Here is a 26,710-nt window from a genome sequence, read left to right on the forward strand (position 1 = left end):
TGAGGAGAACGACGCAATGAAATACAAGCTTTCCGTGATCGCGCTGTCTGCAGGCGCCACAATCTTCACCGCCGGCATGGCCTCCGCCGAGCAGATCACCTTTGTCTCGCAAGGCGGCGCCTACCAGGAAGCCCAGACCAAGGCCATTCTCGACCCGGTTGCAAAGCTGCTCGGCATCACCGTCAACCAGGACAGTTCGCCTGACGCCTGGCCGGTCATCAAGACCCAGGCCACATCCGGCAAGATCATCTGGGACGTGGTCGACACCCCGACGAAGGACTGCATCCGCGGCGGCGAACAGGGAATGATCGAGAAGCTCGATTTTTCCAAGATCCCCAATGCCGAGAAAATGCCGGCAGAATACAAGAGCCCGTATTCTGCCGCCTACGAGTTCTATTCGAGCGTGCTGGCCTACAACAAGGACAAATTCGGTGACAATCCCCCCAAGACATGGGTCGATTTCTGGGATGTGAAGAAGTTCCCGGGGACGCGGGCACTGCGCAACCATCCGCTGGCGACGCTCGAAGCAGCGCTGCTTGCGGACGGCGTGCCGGCTGACAAGCTCTACCCGCTCGACGTCGACCGCGCCTTCAAGAAGCTCGAGGAGATCAAGCCGTACATCTCGGTCTGGTGGACGTCGGGCGCGCAATCGGCCCAGTTGCTGGCTGACGGAGAGGTGGACATGGAAATGGCCTGGAACGGCCGCGTGTCGGCCATCGTCAAGGAGGGCGCGCCGATCGGTCACTCCTTCAACCAGGGCTTCCTGCAGTACACGTCGCTCTGCATCCTGAAAGGGGCGCCGAATCTCGACACCGCCGTCAAATTCGTCAATGCGGCCCTGACGCCCGACATCCAGGCGAATTTCCCGGCCTATATCGATTATGGCCCGGGCAATCCCGAGGCCTACAAGACCGGCAAGATCTCGCCGGAGCGTGCCGCTGAAATGCCGAGCTCTCCCGAGAACGCCGCCCTTCAGGTGCTGGTTTCGGTTGACTGGTGGAGCTCCCCGGCAGGCGAGGATGCGCAGAAGCGCTGGGCCGAGTTCATCCAGCAGTAATCACACCGGTCCGGAGGGTCATTGATGACGCAGCCGACACTAACCCCGTCTGAACTGCACGACCGGCGCGAGCAGAGACTCATGCTGATCCTGCTGACGCCGGCCGTCCTTGTCGTCGTCGCACTGCTGGTCCTGCCGCTTCTGTGGCTGGCATGGCAGTCGATACGCCAGGACGGGGGCTTTACGCTCGCGCATTATCAGCGGTTTCTGACGGATGCGGTCTATTGGAAGACCTTCCTGCAAACCTTCCGCATCGCGGCCATCGTCACGCTGATGACCGTGTTGCTTGGTTATCCCGTCGCCTATGTGGCGGCGGGGTTGCCACAGCGCTGGAGCATTCTCGTTCTGGCGATGGTCCTGCTGCCGTTCTGGACCTCGGTGCTGGTCCGCGCCTATGCGTGGCTCATTCTGCTGCAGCGCAACGGCATCATCAATTCCGCCCTGACGGGATCCGGTCTGATCGACACGCCGCTGAAGCTCGTCAACAACGAGTTCGGCACCGTCATCGCCACGATCCATATTCTTCTGCCCTTCATGGTCCTGCCGCTCTATGCGACGATGAAGAAAATCCCCGGCGAGCTGACGCTGGCCGGCGCCAGCCTGGGCGGCACGCCGCTGCATGTCTTCACGCGCGTCTTCCTGCCGCTTTCGCTGCCGGGCATGATCGCCGGCATGGTGCTGGTCTTCGTGCTGACATTGGGCTTCTACATCACGCCCGAACTGCTCGGCGGAGGGCGCACCTACATGGTTTCGATGCTGGTCTCCCGCAACATCGAAGTCTACAACGAGTGGGGTGCCGCCTCGTCGATCAGCGTGGTGCTGATGGCCTGCGTGTTCCTGATCTTCCGCCTGGCGAGCCTGCTCATCCCCTTCGAACGCATCATGGGAACGAGGTGACGCATGAGCCTTCCGAAAATTCTCCTTTACGGCTTCGTTGCCCTCATCCTCGCCGGGCTGATCATCCCGATCCTCATCATCCTGCCGATGTCCTTCTCCGGCGCGCGCTTTCTCGCGTTTCCGCCGCCGTCCTGGTCATTGCGCTGGTACGAGGAATATCTGACAAGCGCCTCATGGATGCAGGCGACACGCGTCAGCCTGATCGTCGCGGTTTGCGCCTCGGTCGTCGCCACCGTCTTCGGCACCGCCGCGGCCTATGCGCTGAACCTCACGCAGTCGCGCCTCGTGCGCAGCCTGCAGGCGCTGCTGCTGTTGCCGCTGATCGTGCCGATCGTCATCACTGCCGTCGGCGTCTTTCTCGTCTACGCCCAGGTCGGCCTGCTGGCCTCGATGACGGGTCTGATCCTCGCCAATGTCATGCTTGGCTTGCCCTACGTCGTCACCTCGGTGCTGGTCGGCCTGCGCAAGTTCGACCATACGCAGGAGATGGTTTCGCGCAGCCTCGGCATGAACCGCTGGCGCACATTCTTCGCCGTCACGCTGCCGCAGATCCGGCCGAGCGTGATCTCCGGGCTTCTGTTCGCCTTCATCTCGGCGCTCGACGAGACCGTGGTCTCGCTGTTCATCTCCGGTGGCCAATACCAGACCCTGACGAAGAAGATGTTCACCGCGCTTCGCGACGAGATCGATCCGACGATCGCCTCGATCAGTTCGCTGCTAACGACGATCTCCTTCATCCTGCTGATGCTGGCGGCGCTGAATGCACGCTCGGCCGAGCGTTCGCAGGGATAACCGCATGATCGTGGACCATCTGATCCTGGGTGGCGGTTCGGCCGGCTGCGTGCTGGCCGCCCGGCTTTCCGCGGATCCGAAGCGAACGGTGGTGCTGGTCGAGGCGGGGCGCAACATTTCAGCGGACGACATCCCGGACGACATCCGCAGCCGCTATCCCGGCAGGGCCTATCTCGACACGCGCAATATTTGGTCGCAGCTGACGGCCCTGATGGGCTATTCCCGCTCCAATGTCACATCCCGATCCTCGCGCCGCTACGAACAGGCCCGCCTTCTGGGAGGAGGTTCCGCAATCAATGCCCTGATGGCCAATCGCGGGGCACCGGCCGACTATGACGAATGGCAGGCGCTCGGAGCCGACGGCTGGAGCTGGGATGAGTGCCTGCCCTATTTTCTCGGGATCGAATCGGACCGTGACTTCCAGGGTCCATTGCACGGGCAGGAGGGCCCGCTGACGATCCGCCGCATTTCGGATGACCGGATCTCGCCCTTCGTCGACCGGGTGATGAAGACACTCGACCGGCGCGGCCACCCGATCCGGGCAGACCAGAACGGCATTTGGGAGGACGGCGCTTTCCGTGGCGCCATTGCGGTCAGCGATCGGGGTGAGCGGCTGCCGACATCGCTCGCCTATCTCACCTCCGATGTCCGCAAGCGTCCCAATCTGCGGATCATCACCGAGAGCGTTGCGGAACGCATCCTGTTTGGTGGTCGCCGCGCCATCGGTGTCTCGCTTTCCGGCGCGGCGACCGAAACCGTCCTTGCGAACGAGGTGATCGTTTCGGCCGGCGCCATACACACCCCGGCGCTGCTGATGCGGTCCGGCATAGGGCCCGTCGGCGAACTCGTCTCGGCTGGGATCGACGTGATCGCGGCGCGCAGCGGCGTGGGTCGCAACCTGATGGAACATCCCTCCATCGCCGTCGCCGCCTACCTGCCGCCGCACATGCGTGTCCATGACCCCGCAGAGCATCACGAGCAGGCGATCTGGCGCTTCTCCTCGGGCCTAGAGGGCGCGCCTGCTGGCGACATGCACGCCGCGATCCTGTCCCGGTCCGGATGGCATTCCGTCGGCATGCGTCTCGGAAGCCTGTTCTTCTGGGTCAACAAGTCCTATTCGCGCGGGTCTGTTCGGCTTTCTGCGTCCGACCCGCACGGCGAGCCCGACGTCGATTTTCGTATGCTGAGCGACGAGCGGGATCTCGTCCGTCTCAAGCTTGCCCTGCGGATGGGCGCCGAAGCGCTATCGGACCCTCATATGGACGGCCATCGCGGCACCGTCTTTCCGTCCAGCTATTCGCCGCGCGTCGCCAGGGTTGCCGCGCCGGGCAGGTGGAACGCACTACAGCGTGGCATGCTGTCCGGCCTGCTCGACGTGGCGGGGCCGTTCCGCGCGGCGTTGGTGCATTCGGCCATTACCCTCGGCACCACCATGGAGGGGCTGCTTAGCGACGATGCGGCGCTGACGGAGTTTGTGCGCCGCCATGTCGGCGGCACCTGGCATCCGTCGGGTACCTGCCGGATGGGGCGCGCTGACGACGATGCGGCGGTCACGTCGCCAACCGGGCGTGTGCATGGCGTCGAGGGTTTGCGGGTTTGCGACGCCTCGCTGATGCCATCAATTCCGTGTGCGAACACCAACATTCCGACAATTATGATTGCCGAGCGCGTCGCAGACTTTATTCTGGCGGGCCGCTGAAGGGATCGGAGAACGACATGGACAGATATCTGAAATTCTATATTGACGGGGCCTGGGTCGAACCGGTGGGCGAGAACCGTCTGCCGGTCATCGATCCCGCGACGGAACAGCCGTTTGCGGAAATTGCCATGGGATCCGCAGCGGACGCCGAGCGGGCGATCGCGGCGGCGCGCCGCGCCTTCACGACATTTTCGCTTACCGCGCATGACGAGCGACTCGCTCTCCTGCAGCGGATACTCGACATCATCACGCGCCGCCGCGACGAACTCGGCGACGTGATCTCGCGGGAGATGGGCGCGCCCTTGCAGATGGCGCGCGACGAGCAGGCCGGCATCGGCATTGCCCACTTCAAGCAGACGATCCGCGCCATGCAGGACTTCCCGTTCGAATACATGCAGGGTACGACCCGCATCGTGCACGAACCGATCGGCGTGGTCGGGATGATCACGCCCTGGAACTGGCCGATCAACCAGATCGCCTGCAAGGTGGCGCCGGCGCTCGCCACCGGCTGCACCATGGTGTTGAAGCCGTCCGAGATCGCGCCTGTCAACGCAATCCTGTTTGCCGAAATCCTGCATGAGGCGGGCGTGCCCAAGGGTGTGTTCAACCTCGTCAACGGCGACGGTCCGACGGTGGGCGCGGTGCTGGCGCGTCACCCTGATGTCGACATGGTGTCCTTCACAGGTTCGACTCGCGCGGGCATTTCGGTGGCAGAGGCGGCTGCGCCGACGGTCAAGCGCGTGCATCAGGAACTCGGCGGCAAGTCGCCGAATGTCGTGCTCCGGAGCGCCGATCTCGACGCAGCCGTGCGCGCCGGCGTTGCCAGGTGCTTCGCCAACTCCGGTCAGTCCTGCAATGCGCCGACCCGCTTGCTGGTGCCGGAGGAGACCATGGACCGCGCGATCGACGTTGCTCGGGAGGCGGCGGACGGGGTCCGTGTCGGATCTCCGGCAGACGCATCGACCGATATCGGGCCCGTCGTCAGCCAGGTACAGTTCGACAAGATCCAGGCGCTGATCCGCAAGGGCATAGAAGAGGGCGCGACACTGGTCGCAGGCGGCCCGGACCGGCCGGCGCACCTCAATGCAGGCTATTATGTGCGCCCGACGGTCTTCGCCCGCGTCACCAACGACATGACGATTGCCCGCGAGGAGATCTTCGGGCCGGTCCTGTCGATCCTCGGCTATGGCAGCGAGGACGAGGCAGCCGAGATCGCCAACGACACGCCCTATGGCCTGGCTTCCTACATCCAGGGCGATCCGGAGGAGGCACGCGCCTTTGCGCGGCGGCTCAGAACCGGCATCGTTCGCCTCAACAGCTCCGCCTGGGACGGGGCTGCCCCGTTCGGCGGTTACAAGCAGTCGGGCAATGGTCGCGAATACGGCAAGTTCGGCTTGCACGAGTTCACGGAGATCAAGGGGATCGTCGGCTTCGGGGATTGAGGGGAACAAGAGGAGCGCGATGGGCGCCGACAACGTCGTCGCCCGCAGGCTCTCACCGACGCGTCTTTGCCTTGCCGGATATGATCGATCCCCGACAGCCTCTTCTCGGTCCTTGCTCCGGCGACAGCGCTGATCTTCTTCCTGCGGTCAACGCGTTCGGCCCTTGCCGCCGAGCGTGAAGCGAAGAGCCCGTCCAAGGCAGGCGATGAAGACGCTGGCGTGGTCTTCTCCCTGTGCGAGGTCGAACCGGACATTGGCGCGATCTTCGAACAAGCCGGAAATGCGCTCGCAGAACAGGCGGGCGTTCTCCACCATGCGGCGGCTGCGACGGAGCACCGCGTAGCTCGACGGCGCGCGGATGCTCGCCTGCCAGGGCGCCAATTCCTCTTCATAGCTGCCGACGGCCGCATAAAGCCTGACGCCTTCGGTGCCGTTCTTTTCCGCCGCCTTCGCGATTGCCGCGTCAAGCCTCGATGGATCCCACCAGATGGAAGGGCTGACCGCCGCATAGGCGGCAAAAGCGTCCGGTTCTCGAGCCAGGGCCTCCAGCACGAAATAGCCGGCGAGAGAATGTCCGACAAGGACATTGTGGGTTGGATCGGTGGAATAGCGGCCGTTGATCACCCGTCTCAACCGGCCTTTGATGAAGTCCAGAAATGCGGTCTGGCCGCCATAGGTCAGGTCTTGGGATCGGGCGAAATCGTCGTCCGAGGGCGGTCCGGCCGTCATGTCGTAGTGACGCCGCTCCACGCCGTAGGCGCTTGTCCCGGGATAGCCGACCCCGACAACGATGGCCGGTGCGACACCGGTGGCTCCCGGTCGCCGCGAAAGTCGTCGCATCGCCTCAACGACCAGGAGGAAGTCGGCGTTGGCATCGAGCAGATAGACGACCGGGAAACCCGTCGCAGGCGCCGGACAGTCCGGTACGTGGACATAGATCTCGTAGGCCGACCGGCTTTCGACGGCAGACAAGGAAAAACGATAGCAGTCCGGCAGCTGCATGGGCTCCGGCAGGATGCAGTCGCCGGACGTGAAGTTATCGCTCCTCAATTGAACCAATATCCCTTCGCGAGATGAACGGAAGAAAGGGTATTCAGCTCCTCGCGCGTCCGATCGACGTCAAGATCGGCAAAAAGGTCTGGATTGACCCATTTTGCCAGAAGCTCGAGCGAGAGAATGTCCCAAACCGGGTTGAACAGTGCCTTGGCAAGGCCATGAACATTGCCGGATCTGACAGCTGGCAGGCCGGACATGCCGGGCCGGGCGAGAAGCCGGTCGAGCGACGCTCTGGTCGTCGCCTCGTCATAACCGGGTCCGACCAGCAGGCCGCCGCGCTGTTGCATGTAGGCGCCGCCGCTGGCGATATAGACATCGGGCGCGGAGGCGACGACATGCTCGATGCTGATCTGTCCAAACGGGCGTCCGCTGAGAATGTCGCCGATGTTATGTCCGCCGACGAGGTCGATATAGAGGCCGAGATTGCCGGTGCCGGGCGAATTGCAGCAGGCTTCCGCGGTCGAGGCGTGGGTCTCGAGGAAGACGGAAGGTCTTTTCCGTCCAGAGTCGCGCCCTGCAAGCCTCTGCTCGATCGCGTCGCGATGGCGTCGGCGGACATCGACAACCGTCGCCGCAGCCTTGCTCCTTCCGATGGCTTTCCCGAGCAATGTCAGGCTGCGATCGGTGTTGGCCAGCGGATCGAGGAGAAAATCGACATAGATCACGGGAATTCCGGCGGCATCCAGCTGCAGCAACTGCTGGTCGGAGACCTTCGAGAAAACCGAAAGGACAAGAAGGTCAGGCGCGGCGGCGATCACCTGCTCTACGGAGAGGTCACCGGCGTTGCTGGCGATGGTCGGCAGGGTGTCGAGTGCCGGAAACCGGGCGGCAAGAGCACCGTGCTGCTCCACGCCGAGCCGCTTCACGTCATGCGGCCAGGCGGCGAGCAGCGCGACCGGTTCATCGGAGAGGAACGACAGTGCAATGATGGTCCGACCGTCATCGACGGCGAGACGCGCTGCCGGCTTCTGCAACACGACATGGCGCCCCTTGAGATCGGTCAGCGCGACCTCCGCACGGGCAGGCAATGCTGCGGCGACGAGCGCCGCCGCCAGCAGGATAGCCTTGAGGAGAGGGACGAACCGGATCATCGCCTCACCAGCTGTATTTGAGCGTCGCCAGGACCGATCTGCCTGTCCCGTAGAAGCATCGGGTCGTGGCCGAGCACGAGGCGACATATTCCTTGTCGAACAGGTTCGTCGCCGCGACATTCAAGGTCAACCCGTCATATTTCGGGTTCCGTGCGCCGAAATCATAGCTGATGGCCGCGTCGAACAGGGTGACTTGCGGAACCTTGAAGCTGTTGGCATCGTCGCCGTAGGTGGAGCCGACATAGCGGACGCCGCCACCGATCCCCAGGCCTTCCAGCGGACCGGATTGCGCCGCATAGCGCAGCCACAGCGAGGCGGTATTGCGCGCAACACCCGTCGGTGTGTTGCCGACATAGGCGGGGGTCGCGCTCTCGGTCACTTCCGCGTCGGTGTAGGTGTAGGCGGCCGTCATGTTCCAGCCGGAACCGAGTGCCAGTTTGCCTTCCACTTCGACGCCGCGGGAATGAACCTCTCCGGTCTGCACATAATATCCGGAATGTGCTGAGTCCGACGAGACGGCATTCTTCTGAGTCAGGTCGTACAGCGAGACGGTCAGCGAACTGTCCCAGCCTTCCGGCTGGTACTTGACGCCGAGCTCGTATTGTTCGCCGGTCACCGGTTTGAGGACAGTCCCGCCCGATGCGGAATAGCCAAGGCCCGATGGCGGCTCGAATGAGGTGGAATAGCTCGCATAGGGCGCTATCCCATTGTCGAAGAGATAGGTCGCGCCGACCCTACCGGTGAAGGCCTGGTTGTCCTGCTTGGAATTGGAGACGGCGCCGCTGGACAGGGTCGTCGTATCCGCGTCGATGGAATACCAGTCGTAGCGGCCGCCGGCCGCAAGATTGAGCTTGCCGAATTCGATCTGATCCTGCGCGTATATGCCGGCCTGCTGCGTCGTCTGCCGGGTCTTGCTCGTGTAGGCAGGCGTGGTGATTGCCTGGTCGTAATCGGGATTGAGATAATCGATCGACGGCGCCAGGCCCGTGCCCATCAGGCGGGTGGCGTAGATGTACTGATAGTCGATCCCCATCAGGGCAACGTGGTCGAGGGCGCCCGTCTTGAAGTCTGCTTCCAGCTGATTGTCGACCGCAAGCGTATTGGCATGTTCATCCAGCCGCGAAACACCGCGATTGAGCGTGCTGCCGCTGATGCTGCGGAAGTAGAGGGCCTGGTGGTAGGTGTCGATATGCGAAAAGCGCAGATTCTGGCGGAAGGTCAGGTAGTCGTTGATCTGGTGTTCGAACTCGTAGCCGACGCGCGCCGTTTCGCGGGTGAAGGTGTCGTAGTCGCTGTCGCCGGAGTCGAAATCATACGGGATATAGCCGTAGGCGCCATTGGCATACGCCGTGCCTTGAGCAGGCAGAAAGCCGGGATAGCTGCTGGAAGGGTCCTTCGAATAGTTGAAGAGAAGTGTCAGGCTCGTGCCATCGTCCGGCTTGTATTCCAGCGATGGCGAAACCGATACGCGGCGCGAATCCACACCGTCGATATTGCTCTCGTTGTATCGACCGGAGGCGACGAAACGGTAGAGCACCAAGCCGTCCTCGTTTGCCTTTCCGCCGATATCGATGCCGGCCTTGAGGTAGTTGTCCGTGCCGAATGTCAGCTCGGTTTCACGAGCTTCCTCTTCCGTCGGCTTCTTGGAAACGAGGTTGACCAGCCCGCCGGGCGTCATCTGCCCGTAGAGGACGGAAGACGGCCCCTTGACCACCTCGATGCGCTCAAGGTCGTAGATGTCGATTGTCGGCTCGGCGTAGGAGATGCCCTTCAGGATCCTCAGTCCGTCGAGATATTGAACGAAGTTCTGGTAGCCGCCGAAATTGCGGACAGGAACGATATCGTAGCGATCGTTCGGGCGAAGATCGGCCGAGACGCCTGCGGTATAGCGCAGGGCCTCCTGTGCGCTGGTCGCCGTCCGCTCCTCGAATTCCTTGCGGTTGATAACCGATACCGCCTGCGGGGTCTTGATCAGCGGACGGCGCGTTTTTGTCGCCGACGACGCGCTTTCAGCGACAAAACCGGCGTCCGCATCGCCTTGTCCCTCCACCGTGATCTGGTCAAGAATTGTTGCGTCCTCGGCCCGCACGGGGCCGGCAGCAGACAGGGCAGCAATGCTCACTCCGGCGAGCAAGAGATAGACTTCAGTCCGACGAAAAGACATTCCGTACTCCGTGAACGCGGGAAACGCGAAGCCCCGCACGGCTTTGCGCTTAAACATGATTGAAATTATCATGTTAGTGCCTATAGTCGGGATCAGGCACCGAATCCACACCGGGGACTTTTGCCAAACCGCCAATTTCCTTTGTCGGACAGCAAAATGGGCAGCAGTTCACAAAAAAGGACAAGATATGGAAGCGGCCCTGACCACCGCTGAATTTTTCCGTCATATCAAACGCGAGAACGGCTCCGTACTGCTTCTGAGCAAAGGCTTTGAAGACAGCGAACCGATGATGAGCGGCCGGTTCGGGAAGATCGAACTGCGGGCGGGCCTCAGCGTGCACTTCTCCAACATCATCAATCACTACGACATGGAGACGGAGGCGGAACTGGAACCGCATCTCAGCATCAAGCTGCTGATGGGAGGCCTCGTGGAGGGCAGGATCGGCGACCGGACCTTTGCCGGAGCCGACGACGGATGCGGAGCGCCGAGGGGGGTCATTTTCGCACAGAGGGAGCCGGAGATCTTCCGGCGCCGCGTGGCGAAGGGTGAACGGATCACCAAGTTCAATATCTCCATCCTGCCGCAATGGCTGAGCGATTGCGGCATACTCGCCGATGGCGGCGCACAGGAGGTCGCCACCTTCTGCCGGGAACATCTCGCCTGCAAAAGCTGGAAGCCGAGCGCGGGGGCGCTTGCGCTTGCGGAACGGGCCATGCGACCGCGGGAGACCATGCCCCATATGCATCGCCTTTATGTCGAAAGCTGCGTGTTGCCGATCATCGCGGAAGCATTCGAACAGCTATCCGGCCGCAACGGGCTTTCGGAGCGTTCCAAGAGCTTGAGCATCCGCGAATGGCAGAAGCTGACGAAGGCCGAGGAACTGGTGGCCAATGCCAGGGGCAGTCTGCCGACGGTCGAGGAAATGGCGGCGGCCATCAATGTCAGCGTCAACACGCTGCAGCGCTTCTTTCATGCCGCATACGGGATGACCGCCTATCAGTACATGCGAACGGTGAAACTCACAGCCGCGCAAAAGGCGATGGTCGAGGATGGCGTGACCATCTCAGAGGCGGCCTTTCTGGCCGGCTATACCAGTGCGGCCAACTTTTCGACCGCGTTCAAGCGGCAATTCGGCTATACGCCGGGCTCGCTCCGCAACAAGGGCCTGTTTTCGTGACGGCCAAACAGGCAGCCGATCTCGGGCGTTTCTCCACCCATGACTTCATCGCACCCGGTCCTCGCTTTGCCGAAGGTGCGGCCCGCCAAAGTGATCCAATCGCATGCGGGTGTCGACCCTACTACCGGATCGTCAGCGAACTTGGCAGGCTGGAGAGGACATCGATGCCGGAATTGGTGACGATGACGGTTTCGGATGCGCCGACGGTCCAGTGGCCGTAGCGGCGAAGCGTTGCCGGCAGGTGGAAGACCATGCCCGGTTCAAGCACGCGGTCGACATTGGAAAACAGGCTCAGGATGGCGCCTTCCCCCCAGTCGGGCGCAAAGGCGACACCCATCGAGTAGCCGATGCGCTTGCGGAAGGCGTCATGGTATCCGGCTTCGTCGATGACCGCTTGCGCGGCATCGTGGACCGCGGCACAGGAAACGCCCGGCCGCATGGCATCGAGCGCTGCATCGAGCGCGCGTTCCGCACAGTCCATCATAGCCTGGGCCTCGGCCGGCGGGTGGCCCAGCCAGACACTGCGCATCAGGGCCGAGTGATATCGGGCGTGGCTTCCGGCCAACTCCAGGAAGATCGGGTCGCCGCTTTCCAACGTCCTCCGGCGCCATGTCATGTGGGGCAGTCCGGAGCGGGGGCCGGTGGAAACGAGCGGTTCCATCGCCATGGTTTCGGATCCCGCCCTGACGGCGGCCGACAGCATTGCGGCCGCCACCGCATTTTCGTCCGCGCCGGGCATGCAAGCGTCAATGCCCGCGCGAAGGCCCGCTTCGGCATAGGTCGCTGCCAGGCGTATGGCGTCCAACTCCCGCGCCGACTTCACCGCCCGCAAGGCCTCGATCAGGCCGCTGCCGTCTGCCAGAGGCCCGAGACCGATCGCATCCTGCAAGCGGTCGAGGAAGCCGGCCGAGACGAACCAGCCGTCGCGGGAGAGTGCCGGGCGGCTTATGCCGTTCTGCTTCAACAGTCCGGCCAGGACCGCGGCCGGGTCCTCGGCATCCTGATAGGCATGGATGTCCGTGAGCCATGTGTTGGCCAGGGCGCCGGGAAGCTCCAGCTGGCGGACGAGAAGGAAGGGCGGCGTATCCTGCGAAAGGACGAGCGCCTGGAAGGCGAAATAGCCCGCCGTCTGGCGGCCGGTCAGCCAGTAGATGTTTTCGGGGGAGGTGACGATCAGGGCCCCGTGGCCGGCCTGCGCTAGCCGCCGCCGGGCAAGCTCCTGGCGGCGTTCGAATTCTTCGGCGGGGAAGGCGGCTTCCCGGCCGCTGAGAAAATTGAGTTCTGTCACGGGACATCCTTAGTGTCGGTCTGAGCGACGAGGCGAGGACCGCATACGGGATCCGCTTGCGGGCGCGCGCCGGGATCGGGCGAAGGTTCCTACTGGCCGGCAAGCCAGCCAAGGAAGCGGCTGCGCACGCTGTCGAAATGCGTTTCCATCGCGGCGCGCGCCTGATCGGCATTGCCGGCGGCGATCGCATCGATGACGGCGATGTGCTCGCGCGCCTGATCGGCAAAGCGATCATGAACCCGCGTGATCGTGCAGCGTCTGGCGATGGCGCGCATTTCCTTGATCATGTCCGGCAGGAGGTGCAGGTCGGCCGCTTCGACGACGGCGGTGTGGAAGTCGTCGTCATGCGCCCAGAAATCGTCAAAGGCCGCGTCCTTGCCGTCGGCGTAGCCCTGCATGATGTCGCGCGCCTTGCCGAGCCTTTCGGTCATGCCTCGTTCGGCGGCGCGCGCGGCGGCGGCACCCTCCAGCAGGCGGCGCATCTGTACGATCTCCAGCAGCTGCTCGACCGATACGCGGCGGACGACGAGCGCGCCATTGTCGAGCCTCTCGACCACGCCCTCCTTCTCCAGCCGCGAAATGGCGGAGCGCAGGGGCGTGCGCGAAATGCCGGAAGCGGCAGCGAGATTTCTCTCCGTCAGGATCTGGTCGGAACTGAATCCCGCCTCCAGAATATGGGCCTTGATCGACTGATAGGCTTTCTGCGCCAGTGTTTCCTTGTCGCTCATGTCCGCACCGTCCCGGGCAGCGCCTGTGTGTCTCCGAAGGCGGCATGCAATGCGCGAACCGCCGCAGCGAGATCCCTGCTGTCCATAGCTTCGTCCGGATTGTGGCTTCCGTTCCAGTTGCGCAGGAACACCATGACCGACGACCATCCCGCCTGCGCGAAGGCGGCCGCGTCATGTCCGCCGCCCGACAGCATCATTCTCGGGCGCTGCCCAAGCCCGGCGGCTGCCGAGGCGATCCGGTCCGCAAGCGGAGCTGAAAGCGTCGAAGGCTGGCTGCGCGACTGCGCGCCCATGTGAAACGTGACCGACCGCCGGGCTTCGATGGCGGCGATCGTCTCCGCCATGAAGGCGTCGATCCTGTCGAGCACGAGCACATCGTCGCTGCGCATATCGACACAGAACTCGACGCGTCCGGGAACCTTGGCGAATGCGTGCTCGGGTGTTGCCGCATCGACGCGGCCAAAGGTGACCGCGAGATCATGGCCGTATTGAAGGACCCGTTCCCACTCCCTGTCCATGGCGGTGATCAGATCGGCAAGCGCGAAGACCGCGTCGGAGCGTTGCGCGCGGGGAGCCGCCCCGGAATGCGCCCAGACGCCCTCTATCGCCGCGTTGCGGTAGCGCAGCCCGCCGCGCACACCCGATACAAGCGCAAACGGTTCGTCCGCTTCGAAGAGGATCGGGCCCTGCTCGATATGGAGCTCGATGAAATTGGCAGGCGAAAGGTTCGATCCCGCCAGGACCTTGTCGGGATCGCCACCTTCGTCGCGGATGTGGTCGGCGAGGCTGCGGCCGGTGTCGCTGCGGGGGGCGAGCATTTCGGCGGGCGTCAGTCGTCCCAGCGCGCCGCGCGCGCCGGCATAGGAGACGGGGAACCAGACGCTTTCTTCGGCCCGGGTGACGGTGATGATCAGATCGACCGGCGGCGTCTCGCCATTCCTGACGAAGGCCGTGGCGAGCGCCATGGCGCCGGCAACGCCCGCGGCTCCGTCATAGGCGCCTCCCATGGCAACGGTGTCGAGGTGGGAGCCGATATAGACAGGAGCTGCCTGCCGGTCGCGTCCGGGCAGCCGCGCGAAGAGATTGAGTGCCGCGTCGCGCCAGACCTCAAGCCCGAGCGCCAGGGCCTCCCGTTCGATGATGGCGTGGGCGGCGCTCTCCAGCGGGCTGTAGGACGGCCGCGTAAAGCCGGGGCCGGGCTCGCTCAATGCGTTGACGGCTTCGAGCAGGCGATCGATGGTTTCCTGGATGACGTCGCTCATGCGGCCACCGTTTCCGGGTCGTTGACCGCAGTGGCCGGCCGCGTTCCCGAAAGCGCGGTGAGGACATTGCGGACGGTGGCGACGGCCATGCGCTGCAAGGCCTCTTCGGTGGCACCGCCCAGATGTGGCGTGAAGATCACCCGGCCGCTCTGTCCCAGCGGACCCTGTGGCGCACCATGGCTGTAGACGTCGAGTGCTGCGGCGGACAGGCGGCCTGTCGCAATCGCTTCGGCCAATGCGGCCTCGTCGACGAGGCCGGCGCGGGCCGTATTGACGAGAATGGCCCCCGGCCGGACGTGCGCCAGCGCCTCCCGGCCGATCAGGCCCTTCGTTTCCGGGCGCATCGGCGTGTGCAGGGATATCAGGTCCGCCTGGGCGAGCCCGTCATGAAGCGAGGCGACGCGCTCGAAATCACCGATATCGGCGACGCGGGGAGAGTACACCAGCACCCGCATGCCGAAGGCCGTGCGCAGCATGCGCCCGAGTTCCGAGCCGATATTGCCCCAACCGACAATGAGGGCGGTCTTACCGAAGAGTTCGAGCGTTCTTTCCCGCTCGCGAAAACCGGAATGACCGTCGCGTTCGGCGCGGTCTGCGGCGGGGATCAGCCGCGCGGCGGCAAGCGCCAGGCCGAGGGCCAGTTCCGAAACCGAGCGCGCATTGGCTCCTGGAGTGTTGCATACCAGTATGCCCCGGGCCGTTGCTGCGTCCTTGTCCACCGCATCGTGGCCGGCACCGTGGACGACGACGACCTTCAGGCTGTCGGCGGCGGCGAAGGCCTGGGCGGAGAACCCTGCGTCACGGGTGATGGCGGCAATGCAGCCGGGTACGAGACGGCTTACGGTTTCCATGTCCGCCGTCGGGCAGATGACCGGTGTAATCCCGGCCTCCCGCAGCATGGCAATGCCATCCTGGTGAATCGGCTGGACGATGAGGCACTTCATGCAGATTTTCCTTCATTGAAGGCCGTGAGCCATCCGAGGATGGCGTCGCGGGCATTGCGTATGTGTCCGGCCATCAGGTCACCGGCGCGGTCGGCCTCTCCCCCTTCAAGCGCGGCGATAATGGCGAGATGTTCCTCGCAACCCTTGAGAAAGCGTTGCGGGACGCGGGTATGGTCGAACATGCAGGTGCGCAGTCTGAGATCGTCAATGGTGCGGATCAGCGTTTCGTTGCCGGCGGCGTCGGCCAGCATGCGGTGAAAGTCGTTGTCGACCCGCCAGTGTTCCTCGCCTTCGCCGGGGCCGGCCTGCATCAGCGCGTGGATGCGGGCCTTCATCGCTTCCAGCGTCGCCTTCGGCAGCCTCGTCGCCATGCGAGCGCCGTGTGCCTCCAGCGTCTCGCGTAGGAAGAATATCTCCTCCACTTCCGCGGCGCTCAACTGCCTGACGCGCAGGAACCGGCCGTCACGCTCGGCCAGGCCTTCGGCCTCGATCCGCTTGATCGCCTCGCGCACCGGGGTGCGCGACATGTTCAACGCCTCGCCGAGCTTTGCTTCCTGCAAGGCGTCGCCGGCGACCAGTTCGCCGGAAAAGATCATGCCGATGATGCGCGCGTGGGCGCGTTTGGCGAGTGGTTCCGTCATGGCGTCGCCATCTCCATGGGCTGAAGGTGTTCCAGGCTGGCCGTGAAGCGCGTGCGCTCGGCGACGAGCAGTTCCTCGGCGGCTGCCTGCGATATGCGGGCGAAGCGGATGCTGGCACCGGAGGGTGTCTGCGCGAGCCGCGGCAGATCGACGGAGGCGATCGTCGCGATCTTCGGATAGCCGCCGGTCGTCTGGCGTTCCGCCGTCAGGACAATCGGCTGGCCAGAGCCCGGCACCTGGATGGATCCGAGCGGGGTGCCGTCGGAGACGATGTCGTGACCCCTGAAGGCCTTGATCTCAGTTCCCTCGAGCATGGTCGCCATGCGATCGCGCTTGGAGGAAACGCGAAAGTCAGACTGCAGGAATGTCGCCCAGGTGACTTCGTCGAAATAGTCGTCTTGCGGGCCGGGTACGACGCGGATCGGTCCGCGCCCGCGATGAATGGGCAGGGTGAGGCGCAGGCAGGGTGCATCGGCGGCAGACCCAAGCGGCAGATCGTCGCCGGTTTGCAGCGTGCGGCCGTCCAGGCCGCCGATGCGGCTTCGCAGATGCGTCGAGCGCGATCCGAGAACGGGCGGCACGTCGATGCCGCCGGAAAAGGCGATGTAGCCCCAGACGGCCCCGACCATGGCGCCGACTGTCAGCGTTTCTCCGGGCTGCAGCCAATGGCCTTCCCAGGCGGCGACCTGCCGGTTGTCGATGCGGATGTCGACCCGCCCGCCCGTCACCGCGATGCGGGTCGGACGATCGACCTGGTAGCCGCCGCCGAGATGGGCGAACTCCAGCGCAGCCAGCGAAGGCGCATTGCCGACGAGCGCTTGCGCGAAGGCGAAGGCCGCAGGGTCCATCGGGCCGGAGGCGGAGATGCCGCTATGCAGCATGCCCTTGCGTCCGGGGTCCTGAACAGAGACCATCATGCCGGCCTTGACGATATGGAGCTTGTTCATGGCAGTACGGGCTCCACGATCGTCTCACCGGCCGCGACACGCGCTTCCAGCCGTTCGAATTCGGCTTCGTTGACGGGCTCGAAGCGCACCGTATCGCCGGCCCGGAAAAGCGCGGGCTCCTCGCGCTGGGGGTCGAAGAGCTGCAGCGGCGTGCGACCGATGAAGCGCCAGCCGCTTGGACCGGCTAGCGAATTGATACTGGCCTGCTTGCCGCCGATCCCGATGGAGCCGGCGACGATATGCTGGCGTGGAGTCGTCAGCCGCGGTGTGTGCAGGACTTCCGGCAGTCCACCGAGATACGCAAAGCCGGGCGCAAAGCCGATCATGAAGACCCGATAGTCGGCGCCGGAATGAAGGCTTATCAACTCGTCGATCGTGATGCCCTTCATCTGGGCCATCTCTTCAAGATCCATGCCCGCCGCGCCGCCGTAGAAGACGGGAACGGTCCAAAGCCGGGATGGGGTATGTTCCACATTCAACGCTGCCAGTCTTTCCGCCAGCGTGTCGGCGAGCGCGGAGGCGCGGACGATGGCGGGGTCGTAGCAGACCAGCAGGGAGCGATAGGTAGGAACAGTCTCGGTAATGCCATCGACGGGTCGATCTGCGAGACTTTCGGCAAGGGCAATCACGCGCCGGTTCGTGGCGTCGTCCACCTGATCGGAAAGTTCCACAGTCAGCGCCTGGTCGCCGGCCGGTAGTATGCGCATTCTCAAGGACCTAGTTTCGTTGTGACAGTGTATTCGGAAGCCATGTGACTATGCCCGGAAAGACCGCGATGAGAAGTACAAATGCGGCCATGATGAAGAAAAAGGGCAGGGCCGCGCGTGCAATCGTACCGATTCTGTCCCCCGTCAATCGCTGTATGACAATGAGGTTGAAGCCGACTGGCGGCGTTATCTGGGCCATTTCCACAACAAGAACGAGGAAGACGCCATACCAGACCTTGTCGTAGCCCGCCGCCAGGATGAGCGGCAGCGTAATCGGCAATGTCATGACGATCGCGGACATGCCTTCCATGATGCAGCCGAGGATGGCGTAGAAGATCAGGAGAACGATCACCAGTACGAAGGGCGAAAGGTTGAGGGACTGTATGCTGGCGGCGATATAGGCGGGCAGACCGAGATAGCCGAGGCCGACCGACAGGAACATCGCGCCGATGATGATGAAGCCGATCATCGCGCAGGTCTGTGCCGCATGGTAGACGGCCTCCGCCATGTTGCGCACGGTGAGCGAGCGCTGGAAGAGCCCGATGAGAACCGAGCCGGCGACACCGACGCCCGCTGCTTCCGTCGGGGAGGCGATGCCGCCATACATCGAGCCTATGACGCTGAGGATCAGCAGCAGGACCGGGCCGAGACCGCGAAGCGCCGCGAGCTTTTCCGACCATCCCGTCGACGGCGGCGCCTTGCCGACCAGCGTCGGATCGAGGATCGACCTGATGGCCAGGTAGCCCATGTAGGAAGCGGCCAGAAGGCCTCCGGGAATGATGCCGGCCATGAAGAGGCGCAGGATCGATTCTTCCGCCAGCACCCCGTAGATGATCATGATCACCGAGGGAGGGATCAGGAAGCCGAGCGTTCCGGCCCCGGCGAGGCTGCCGATCACCATCTTGCGGTCGTAGCCCCGGTTCAAAAGCTCGGTCGCCGTGATGCGGCCGACGGTGGCGGTCGTGGCGGCAGAGGAGCCGGATACGGCGGCAAACAGCGTGCAGGCCAGGACGGTGATGTGGCTCATGCGGCCCGGTAGCCTGCGGGTCCAGGGCGCCAGTCCGCTGAACAGGGCTTCCGAAAGCTTCGTGCGGAACAGGATTTCCGCCATCAGGATGAACAGCGGCAGGGCCAGCATTTCGGCGCTGACCGCGGAGTTCCAGATTTGCTGGGCCAGGAGCTTTTCGACCGGCATGTTGGGTCTGAAGATCGACAAGACCATGATGCCGGACCCGATCAGGCCAAGTCCGACCCAGACACCTGCTCCAAGCAGGAGGACAAGCAGTCCGAGAAGTGTCAGTGAAAGCTTACCCATTACAGTTGATCCTCGGAGGCGGCTTCTCCGGCCAGGGGCTTTCCGCCCAGGATGCCGAGAAGTTGAGCAAGCATCTGCAGGGCAAAGATGATGGCGCCGACCGTCATGACGCCCTGCGGTATCCAGAGCGGGGTTCTGACCACCGACGACGCGGCGGAGCCTCGCATGAAGGACAGAAAGGCCATGTCTCCGATCGCGAATACCATCGCGCCGGCGATCAGCAGGCCGACCACCGTCGCGCAGGCGTCCAGCAACAGGACGCCACGCCGCGGCAGGTAGTCATGGATCGCGGTGACCCGCACGTGGCCGCCGCTTTTCAGGGTCGCCCCCGCAGCCAGGAAGAAGCAGGCCCCCATCATGTAGGCGGCGTAGTCCCAGCTGAAGGGCAGGCTGACGCCGAAAAGGTTCCGGCTGACGATCTCGGCGAAGATGAAGGCGAAGATTCCGACGAGGCACAGGCCACCGAGCGCGCCTGCCGCGAAGGTCAAGCGGTCGATCGGGCCGATGATCGCGCCGAATTTCCTGTCCTGGCGTAGGTGCATGATCCGTTTCCAGCTGGCAGGGATGATTGCTGTTCAGGGGACTGCCCGCACCGTTTCGTGCGGGCAGTCCGGTGTCTTAGTTCTTGGCCTTGAGATAGGCGTCGATATAGGGGGCGGCGTCCGGGACACGCTCCTTGAAGGCATCCCAGAGAGGCTGGGCGCGCTTGAGCAGCTCCGCCTTCAGTTCGGGAGAGGGCGCGGTGACGTCCATGCCGTGCTCCTTCAGGACGGCGATCTTGGCGTCGTCTTCGGCGCGGCTTGCCAGCCAGAACTCGCCTTCCATCTTCTTCGCCGTGTCTTCGATCGCCTTCTGGTCCTCTGGCGAAAGGGCGTTCCAGGCGTCCAGGTTGACGGTGACGATGTTGCTGGAGGCCTGCCAGTTGAAGGCGCTCATGTTCTTCAGGAATTCCCAGAAGGAGCCGTCGACGCCGGACGAGGAGGAGGTCGTCACGCCTTCGATGGTGCCGGCTGCCAGCGAGGGCACCACTTCACCCCAGGGCATTTGCAGCGGGGCGGCGCCCAGTGCGGTGAAGAAGCCCTGGCCGTTCGCATCGACGACGCGCAGCTTCAGGCCGGCAAGGTCCTCGATCGTTTTGATCGGCTTCTTGGAATAGACGGCCTGGCCCGGCCACGGCACCATGTAGAGCAGCTTCTGGTTCATGGAGGCGGCAACCTCCTCGACCTTGGGTCGGAAGAACTTGTGCAGCAGCGCGAGGTCGCCCATCGTCGGGGCGAGATAGGGAAGGCTCTCGACACCCAGCACCGGCGCTTCGCCGACCTGCTGGCTCATCAGGATGTCCGCGATCGGGATCAGGCCGTCGCGGACCGCCGTCATTCCTTCCGGCCCCTTGATGCCGAGCGCACCGCCGGCATGCACGGTGATCACGACTTCGCCGTTCGTCACCGTCTTTACGGCCTCGGCAAATTTCATGGCGTCTTGCGTGTGGAAATTGCTTTCCGGCCAGACGACCGACATGTCCCATTTGGTTTCGGCATGCGCCTGTGCGGCCACGGTCATTGCTGCTGCCGTCAGCAGCGCACGGAAGGTGTTCTTCATCTGATATCTACCCCTCGATAATTTTTGTTCGCATGAATGCGTTATGGGAAAACTACGGACTTGCGATTTCGGTATACCGCTTGTATGTCCAATAGGGAAGGACGCTAAGGTGATTTTTTGTTCAATGCAATAGGGTGCATAGAAAATATGCGAAGCCCTGCGGGCGAGGCCCTTGAAAGGAGCCGGCATGACACTGACAGTCGATCTGAACTGCGACATGGGAGAGAGTTTCGGCGCTTATACCATCGGTGACGATGCGACCATGCTCGACATCATCACCACGGCCAATGTTGCCTGCGGTTTCCACGCTGGCGATCCCGTCGTGATGCGCGATACCATTCTGGCGGCGAAGGCGAGAGGCGTTGCCGTCGGCGCGCATCCCTCTTTCATGGATCTCTATGGTTTCGGGCGTCGCCGCATCGTCGGTGACAGTCCTCAGGACCTGGAGGCGCAACTGATCTACCAGATTGCCGCGATGCAGGGCATGGCGCGTGCGCTCGGCTGGCCTATCACGCATGTGAAGACACATGGCGCGCTCGGCAACATGGCGGCGGAAGACAGCGGAATGGCGGAGACGTGCGTGCGCGCCGTCATGGCCGTAGACCCGTCCCTGGTCTTCGTGACGTTGCCCTATTCCGAGACGATGAAGGCCGCGCAGAAGGCCGGGCTGACGATCGCCTGCGAAGTCTTCGCCGACCGGACCTATACCGCCAAGGGCATGCTGACCTCCCGCAAGGTGGAGGGCGCGGTGATCCATGATCCGCAACGCAGTGCCGACCACGCGTTGACGATGGTCAAGGACGGCTACATTCCGACCACCGACGGAACCCGCCTGCCGGTCGAGGCGGCAACGGTCTGCGTCCACGGGGACACGCCCGGCGCGGTGGCGACCGCCCGTATCCTGCGCACCTCATTTGAAGCCGAAGGCATAGCCATCAGGCCGTTCGCATTGCCTGCAACAGCATAAGAAAAGAGAACATTCCATGACGCGTATTGTCTACCTGAACGGTGACTGGCTGGCCGAAGCCGATGCCAGGGTCTCGATCTTCGACCGGGGCTACCTGTTCGCCGACGCCATTTATGAAGTGACCGCCGTCCTTGACGGAAAGCTGCTCGATTACGCCGGCCATGCCGCCCGCCTGAAACGGTCGCTTGGTGAAATCGGCATCAGCTGCCCGCTGTCAGATGAGGACATGCTGGCCGTGCATCGCGAGATTGTCGAGCGCAACAGCCTGCGGGAAGGCCTCATCTATCTGCAGCTGTCGCGTGGCGTCGCCGACCGCGATTTCCTGTTCGAGGAAGACATGCAGCCGACGCTCAGCATGTTTACCCAGGCCAAATCCGTCATCGACAATCCCAAGGCGAGGAGCGGCATCTCGGTCGTGACGCTGGAGGACCAGCGCTGGAAGCGGTGCGACATCAAGACCGTCCAGCTGCTCTACCCAAGCCTTGCCAAGATGGAGGCCAAGCGCCGTGGCGCCGACGATGCCTGGCTCGTCGCCGACGGTCTGGTGACGGAGGCAAGTTCTGCAACCGCGCATATCGTCACCCGCGACGGTCGTCTGGTAACCCGGCCATTGGGACGGGAAATCCTGCCGGGGATCACGAGGTCTTCCGTGATCGACCTGGCGCGCGCGGCCGGCATGCCGGTCGAGGAACGTGCTTTCACACCGGAAGAGGCGAAGGGCGCAGGCGAGGCCTTCATCACCTCGGCGACCAACTTCGTGCTTCCCGTCGTCGAAATCGACGGTGTGCCGATCGGCACCGGAAAGCCTGGGCCGGCTTCGGCGAACCTCAGACATCTCTATATCGAAAGCCGCCGGAAGGGGGCTATCTGACGAGCTTCGCCGCCGTCACGAAGGCGGCGGCGATCTCCGGGAATAGATGGGCTGGCCGTCAGGGGGCGAAGTTCTTCGCTTCCGACATCGTGCGCTTCAGGTCCGCGATGAAGGCGTGCAGCAGGCGCGAGCGGGGCACGCCCTTGCGGGTGATCAGGCATGCGCTGATTTCCACCGGCGGCTGGAAGGGCAGAAGGGCGATTTTGTCGGCATCGCGGGTGACAGCGCTGTAGGGATCGACCACGGCAATGCCGAGCCCGGCCCCCGCCAGGACGGTGGCCGTGGAGCAATAGCGCACTTCCACCCGGGGATCGTAGATCGCCTCGTCACCCTCGAATGCCTGCCGCAGCATCTGGCCTATGCGGGATTCCGCTTCGAGGCCGATGAAGGTCCCGGATGTCAGGTTCCGGGGCGAAATGCTGTTTTCTCGGGCGAGCGGCAGGTCCTTCGGCACGAGCGCCACGAGGTGTCCTGCCGCGAGATGCTCGACATTGACGGAAGGGTTCTTCCTGTCGAGGGCGAGCCCCAGTCCGAGATCCGCCGTCCCGTTCTGCACGGCTTCGACGACATGCTCGAGGCGGCGGACGTCATAGGACACCATCACGTCCGGACGGGTGGACAGGAAGTGCTTCAAAGCAAGCGGCGCGACCGTGTGTCCGAGCGGCGGCGTGGCGATGATCCGCAGGCGACCGGAAAGACCCTGCCGGATGCTGCGCGCCCGATTTGAAAACGATCGCAGCAGGCCGAAGACCGGCCGCACCTCCTCGTAAAGCTGCAGGGCTTCTTCCGTCGGCTGCAGTCGCCGGTGCAGGCGTTCGAACAGTGTGACGCCCAGCTGGCTTTCCAGTTGCCGGATGCCGTTCGATACCGCCGGCTGGGAAATACCGAGCTGTTCGGCGGCCTCGACCGTCGTCTCGCAGCGCATCATCGCCCCGAAAATTTCGAGCAGTCTCAGCGAAACGTCGGTGTCCGGCAGGTCTTCCTTCATGCGCTCTTGGTTACCATGTCGCCAAAGGCCATGGCTACGGCGGCCTGCGTCGGATCGATGACCGGCAGTGAAAGTGCCGCTTCCAGGCGTTGGCGATGGCCGGACATGCCGGCGCAGCCGAGAACGATGGCCTCGGCGCCCATCTTTTTCAGTTCTTCGCCTGCTTCCAGCAGGCCGGCGAAGCTTTCTTCGCCATGACCACTGTCGGCAACGCTGATGTTGCCGCTGAGCGCGACTTCTCCGGCAAGCCTCTGTTCGACGCCCAGGCGGCGAAGCGTTCGCAGGTGACGCGGTATCGATGCCGGAGACACCGCGATCACCCCGAAACTGTCGGCGCAGGCAAGCGCGGTCAGCGCTCCGGCATCCTGAATGCCGTAGACCGGCGCGTCGGTGAGCGATCGGGCGAGATCGAGGCCGGGCTGCGAATAGCAGGCGATGACGAAGGCGCCGGCGTCCGGCCTTTCCTCGACAATCTTGCCGACATTCAGCGCCGCCTCGTCCACGTGGCGCTGGGTGATCACGCCGGGAGGACCCTCGGTGATCGTCACGCATTCGATCTCGATGTCGGGATGATGCATGAAGCCGGAAAGGGCCTCGCGCAGCCCTTCGGTCACTGATTCCGAACTGTTGGGGTTGATGACCACGATCGAGCGTTTCATGACGAGATGTCCGTTCCCTGAGCCTGAAGAACCTTCAGTTCCGTGGCCATGTGGCCGGGCATGCCGACGAGATCCGTTGGCGCACGGGCGATGAAGCGTCCGCGTCCGCGGCTTGCCACAAGGGTGCCCTTGTCGACGATCACGTCGCCGTGGTTGATCACCGTTTCCGGCCAGCCGGTCACGGACAGTCCCTCGAAGGGTGTATAGTCCATATTGTCATGCTGATTGGCGGCTGTGACGGTGCGCGTCTCGTCTGGATTCCAGATGGCGATGTCCGCATCGAAACCGGGGGCGATGGCGCCCTTTTTTGTCAGCCCGAACGTTCTCGCCGCATTGCTTGATGAAAGCCGTACGAATTGCTGTAGCGTGATGCGGCCCTTCAGAACGCCTTCGGAGAACAGGTAGGGCAGCCGCATGGCGATGCCTGGCATGCCGTTGGCGATCTTCGGGTAGGGCGCGTTCGGGCCGTTTGCGAATTTGCCCGTCTCGTCGGCGCGGTAGGGAGCGTGATCGGAGGACACGCTTTCGAATGTGCCGGCCTGCACATGCCGCCAGAGGGCGGCCTGCGTCTCACTGTCGCGAAGAGGCGGAGAGCAGATGTATTTCGCGCCCTCCATGCCCGGTCGATCGAGGTCGTCGCGGGTGAAGGCGAGATATTGCGGGCAGGTCTCGGCGAAGAGCTTTGTGCCGGCCAATTTCTCGCGCTGGACGATTTCGGCGCCGCCGCGCGTCGACACATGGACGATGAACAGCGGTGCGTCGACCAGCTTGGCAAGCGAGACGGCCCTGTTGATGGCCTCCTCCTCGGCGAGCTCCGGCCGGCTGACGGCATGATATTTCGGCGCGTCCAGCCCGGCGGCCAGAAGCTTCCGGTTCATCCATTTGACCATGTCGTTGTTTTCGGCGTGGACCATGGTCAGCGCGCCGTGCCGTTTCGCGACCGTCAGGATGTCGAGCATGCCGCCGTCGCCGATGTTCATGAGATCGTAGGTCATGAACACCTTGAAGGACGTAATGCCACGCTCGAAGACGCCGGGAAGCTCGTCAAGGACGGATGGAGAGGGGTCCGAGATGATCAGATGGTAGGAATAGTCGAGAACGGAGTTCGGCGCGGCCCGTCCGTCATAGGTCGACAGCACGTCGGCGATCGCCTGCCCGCGATGCTGTGCGGCGAACGGAACGAAGGTCGAGTTGCCGCCGAAGGCCGCCGACACCGAGCCGGAATAATAGTCGTCGGCGGTCATGATGCCCGAGGAGCTTTCCTGGGCAATATGGCAATGGGCCTCGATGCCGCCGGGCATAACGAGCCTGCCGCGCGCGTCGATGCGACGGTCGCCACCCTCAAGGCCCTCCGCGACCGCCATGATCCGTCCGTCCCGGATGCCGATATCGGCCTCGAACGTGTCTGCGGCCGTCACCACGCGACCGCCATGGATGACTGTGTCGAACGTGTTCACGGGACTGATCTCCTAAACCTCGATGATGGCGCCGGTCTGCGACGTGATGCGGCCATAATGTTCTACGCGACGGTGGCGGGCAAAGTCGAATATGGTGGCCTTGCCGAAAGCGCATTTGGCGAAATCGCATTCGGCCATGATCAGTTCGTCCTCCTCGGTCTCGGCGCGTGCTAGCACGAAACCGTCGGGATCGACGATTATCGAGCCGCCCATCAGCGGATGCCCGTCCTCGACGCCGGCCTTGGCGACGCCGACGACATAGGTGGCGTTCTGATAGGCGCCGGCCTGCAGCGAGAGGTCGGAATGGAACAGCCGCTTCTCCAGGCCCTCGGCGCTCATCTGCGAATTGACCGACGGGGTGTTGTAGCCGATCGTCACGAGTTCGACGCCCTGGAGGCCCATGCAGCGGAACGTCTCCGGCCAGCGGCGATCGTTGCAGATCGCCATGCCCATGATCACGCCTTCGTTGCGCCAGACGTTGAAGCCGAGATCGCCCGGCAGGAAATAGCGCTTCTCGAGGTGTTGGAAGGCGCGCTCGTTGTCGTATTCCGAGTGGCCGGGTAAGTGGATCTTGCGGTACTTGCCGACGACCTCGCCCTTCCGGTTGGTGAGGATGGAGCTGTTGTAATGCAGTCCCTCCGGCGTCTTCTCCGCATAGCCGAAAGTCATCGCCATGTTCAGTTCGCGCGCACGCTCGAACAGCGGCATGGTGGCTGCATTCGGCATTTCGGTCTCGAACCAGCTATCGACCTCCGCCGGGTCGGTCATGTACCAGCGGGGAAAGAAGGTCGTCAGCGCCAGTTCCGGATAGACGATCATGTCGGCGCCCTTCGATCCGGCCTCGTTCATGAGGTCGAGCATGCGCGCGACGACCTGTGCGCGGCTGTCGGCCTTCTGGATCGCGCCCATCTGGGCTCCGGCGATATGCATGCGTGTCATGGTGTTTCCTTTCATGTTTGGTG

Annotated in this window: 25 protein-coding genes; 8 read left to right on the top strand and 17 right to left on the bottom strand. The window is 63.6% G+C overall.

Annotated features, from left to right (window positions below):
• Positions 1-16: 16 nt before the first annotated feature.
• From ACU5AY_RS18845 to ACU5AY_RS18865, 5 genes are read left to right on the top strand one after another with little or no spacing between them, the layout of a single operon-like run.
• The gene (locus ACU5AY_RS18845) at positions 17-1,057 is read left to right on the top strand and encodes an ABC transporter substrate-binding protein (RefSeq protein ID WP_446822581.1); all 1,041 of its coding nucleotides are present in this window, start codon (positions 17-19) and stop codon (positions 1,055-1,057) included.
• A gap of 24 nt (positions 1,058-1,081) precedes the next feature.
• Entirely contained in the window at positions 1,082-1,954 is an 873-nt protein-coding gene (locus tag ACU5AY_RS18850; RefSeq protein WP_446822582.1) for an ABC transporter permease, read from the top strand.
• A 3-nt stretch (positions 1,955-1,957) separates the two neighbouring features.
• Positions 1,958-2,746, top strand: coding sequence for an ABC transporter permease (locus tag ACU5AY_RS18855; protein ID WP_446822583.1), 789 nt, complete (start codon positions 1,958-1,960; stop codon positions 2,744-2,746).
• A gap of 4 nt (positions 2,747-2,750) precedes the next feature.
• Positions 2,751-4,445, top strand: a complete 1,695-nt coding sequence (locus ACU5AY_RS18860) for a GMC family oxidoreductase (RefSeq protein WP_446827337.1) — start codon at positions 2,751-2,753, stop codon at positions 4,443-4,445.
• A gap of 17 nt (positions 4,446-4,462) precedes the next feature.
• A complete protein-coding gene (locus tag ACU5AY_RS18865; RefSeq protein WP_446827338.1) occupies positions 4,463-5,887 on the top strand; it encodes an aldehyde dehydrogenase family protein in 1,425 nt (474 codons plus the stop codon).
• A 147-nt stretch (positions 5,888-6,034) separates the two neighbouring features.
• Here the strand turns inward: ACU5AY_RS18865 and ACU5AY_RS18870 are convergent, their stop codons facing one another.
• Genes ACU5AY_RS18870 through ACU5AY_RS18880 form a run of 3 tightly spaced genes read right to left on the bottom strand, consistent with a single transcriptional unit; the run spans position 6,035 to position 10,198 of the window.
• Entirely contained in the window at positions 6,035-6,937 is a 903-nt protein-coding gene (locus tag ACU5AY_RS18870; RefSeq protein ID WP_446827339.1) for an alpha/beta hydrolase, read from the bottom strand.
• A complete protein-coding gene (locus tag ACU5AY_RS18875; protein WP_446827340.1) occupies positions 6,934-8,034 on the bottom strand; it encodes an ABC transporter substrate-binding protein in 1,101 nt (366 codons plus the stop codon). Before ACU5AY_RS18875 ends, ACU5AY_RS18870 begins: the two co-directional genes overlap by 4 nt.
• A 4-nt stretch (positions 8,035-8,038) precedes the next feature.
• Complete coding sequence (locus ACU5AY_RS18880; protein ID WP_446827341.1) at positions 8,039-10,198, bottom strand: TonB-dependent siderophore receptor; 2,160 nt, start codon at positions 10,196-10,198, stop codon at positions 8,039-8,041.
• Positions 10,199-10,208: 10 nt separating this feature from the next.
• On the opposite strand from ACU5AY_RS18880, the gene ACU5AY_RS18885 reads away from it, so the two are divergent.
• Positions 10,209-11,375, top strand: coding sequence for a helix-turn-helix transcriptional regulator (locus tag ACU5AY_RS18885; protein WP_446827342.1), 1,167 nt, complete (start codon positions 10,209-10,211; stop codon positions 11,373-11,375).
• Between the two features lie 121 nt (positions 11,376-11,496).
• Here the strand turns inward: ACU5AY_RS18885 and ACU5AY_RS18890 are convergent, their stop codons facing one another.
• The 10 genes from ACU5AY_RS18890 to ACU5AY_RS18935 form a co-directional block, all read right to left on the bottom strand.
• Positions 11,497-12,663 (bottom strand): M24 family metallopeptidase, encoded by a 1,167-nt coding sequence (locus tag ACU5AY_RS18890; protein ID WP_446827343.1) that lies wholly within the window; start codon positions 12,661-12,663, stop codon positions 11,497-11,499.
• An 89-nt stretch (positions 12,664-12,752) separates the two neighbouring features.
• Positions 12,753-13,391, bottom strand: coding sequence for a GntR family transcriptional regulator (locus tag ACU5AY_RS18895; protein ID WP_446827344.1), 639 nt, complete (start codon positions 13,389-13,391; stop codon positions 12,753-12,755).
• Positions 13,388-14,653 (bottom strand): hydantoinase/carbamoylase family amidase, encoded by a 1,266-nt coding sequence (locus ACU5AY_RS18900; protein WP_446827345.1) that lies wholly within the window; start codon positions 14,651-14,653, stop codon positions 13,388-13,390. Before ACU5AY_RS18900 ends, ACU5AY_RS18895 begins: the two co-directional genes overlap by 4 nt.
• Positions 14,650-15,597 carry an NAD(P)-dependent oxidoreductase gene (locus tag ACU5AY_RS18905; RefSeq protein ID WP_446827346.1) on the bottom strand — a complete coding sequence of 316 codons (948 nt, stop codon included), beginning with the start codon at positions 15,595-15,597 and terminating at the stop codon, positions 14,650-14,652. The genes ACU5AY_RS18900 and ACU5AY_RS18905 overlap by 4 nt, the downstream gene beginning before the upstream one ends.
• Complete coding sequence (locus ACU5AY_RS18910; protein WP_446827347.1) at positions 15,594-16,238, bottom strand: GntR family transcriptional regulator; 645 nt, start codon at positions 16,236-16,238, stop codon at positions 15,594-15,596. The genes ACU5AY_RS18905 and ACU5AY_RS18910 overlap by 4 nt, the downstream gene beginning before the upstream one ends.
• Positions 16,235-17,185, bottom strand: a complete 951-nt coding sequence (locus ACU5AY_RS18915) for a 5-oxoprolinase subunit C family protein (RefSeq protein ID WP_446827348.1) — start codon at positions 17,183-17,185, stop codon at positions 16,235-16,237. Before ACU5AY_RS18915 ends, ACU5AY_RS18910 begins: the two co-directional genes overlap by 4 nt.
• Positions 17,182-17,892, bottom strand: a complete 711-nt coding sequence (gene pxpB, locus ACU5AY_RS18920) for a 5-oxoprolinase subunit PxpB (protein ID WP_446827349.1) — start codon at positions 17,890-17,892, stop codon at positions 17,182-17,184. The genes ACU5AY_RS18915 and pxpB overlap by 4 nt, the downstream gene beginning before the upstream one ends.
• A 10-nt stretch (positions 17,893-17,902) precedes the next feature.
• Complete coding sequence (locus ACU5AY_RS18925) at positions 17,903-19,207, bottom strand: TRAP transporter large permease (protein WP_446827350.1); 1,305 nt, start codon at positions 19,205-19,207, stop codon at positions 17,903-17,905.
• On the bottom strand, positions 19,207-19,749 hold the full coding sequence (locus ACU5AY_RS18930; protein ID WP_446827351.1) for a TRAP transporter small permease subunit: 543 nt from the start codon (positions 19,747-19,749) through the stop codon (positions 19,207-19,209). The genes ACU5AY_RS18925 and ACU5AY_RS18930 overlap by 1 nt, the downstream gene beginning before the upstream one ends.
• A gap of 76 nt (positions 19,750-19,825) precedes the next feature.
• Entirely contained in the window at positions 19,826-20,806 is a 981-nt protein-coding gene (locus ACU5AY_RS18935) for a TRAP transporter substrate-binding protein (RefSeq protein ID WP_446827352.1), read from the bottom strand.
• 187 nt (positions 20,807-20,993) lie between these two features.
• On the opposite strand from ACU5AY_RS18935, the gene ACU5AY_RS18940 reads away from it, so the two are divergent.
• Together ACU5AY_RS18940 and ACU5AY_RS18945 are read left to right on the top strand one after the other, a co-directional pair.
• Complete coding sequence (locus tag ACU5AY_RS18940; protein ID WP_446827353.1) at positions 20,994-21,773, top strand: LamB/YcsF family protein; 780 nt, start codon at positions 20,994-20,996, stop codon at positions 21,771-21,773.
• Between the two features lie 16 nt (positions 21,774-21,789).
• Positions 21,790-22,644, top strand: coding sequence for a D-amino-acid transaminase (locus tag ACU5AY_RS18945; protein WP_446827354.1), 855 nt, complete (start codon positions 21,790-21,792; stop codon positions 22,642-22,644).
• A 58-nt stretch (positions 22,645-22,702) separates the two neighbouring features.
• Here the strand turns inward: ACU5AY_RS18945 and ACU5AY_RS18950 are convergent, their stop codons facing one another.
• From ACU5AY_RS18950 to ACU5AY_RS18965, 4 genes are read right to left on the bottom strand one after another with little or no spacing between them, the layout of a single operon-like run.
• Positions 22,703-23,632: a LysR family transcriptional regulator gene (locus ACU5AY_RS18950; protein ID WP_446827355.1), complete on the bottom strand. Its 930-nt coding sequence runs from the start codon at positions 23,630-23,632 to the stop codon at positions 22,703-22,705.
• Positions 23,629-24,291 carry an aspartate/glutamate racemase family protein gene (locus ACU5AY_RS18955; protein WP_446827356.1) on the bottom strand — a complete coding sequence of 221 codons (663 nt, stop codon included), beginning with the start codon at positions 24,289-24,291 and terminating at the stop codon, positions 23,629-23,631. Before ACU5AY_RS18955 ends, ACU5AY_RS18950 begins: the two co-directional genes overlap by 4 nt.
• Positions 24,288-25,748 carry a dihydropyrimidinase gene (gene hydA / locus ACU5AY_RS18960; RefSeq protein ID WP_446827357.1) on the bottom strand — a complete coding sequence of 487 codons (1,461 nt, stop codon included), beginning with the start codon at positions 25,746-25,748 and terminating at the stop codon, positions 24,288-24,290. The genes ACU5AY_RS18955 and hydA overlap by 4 nt, the downstream gene beginning before the upstream one ends.
• A gap of 12 nt (positions 25,749-25,760) precedes the next feature.
• Positions 25,761-26,687, bottom strand: coding sequence for an N-carbamoyl-D-amino-acid hydrolase (locus tag ACU5AY_RS18965; RefSeq protein WP_446827358.1), 927 nt, complete (start codon positions 26,685-26,687; stop codon positions 25,761-25,763).
• Between the last annotated feature and the right edge of the window lie 23 nt (positions 26,688-26,710).

The organism is Rhizobium sp. PAMB 3174, assembly GCF_052908375.1.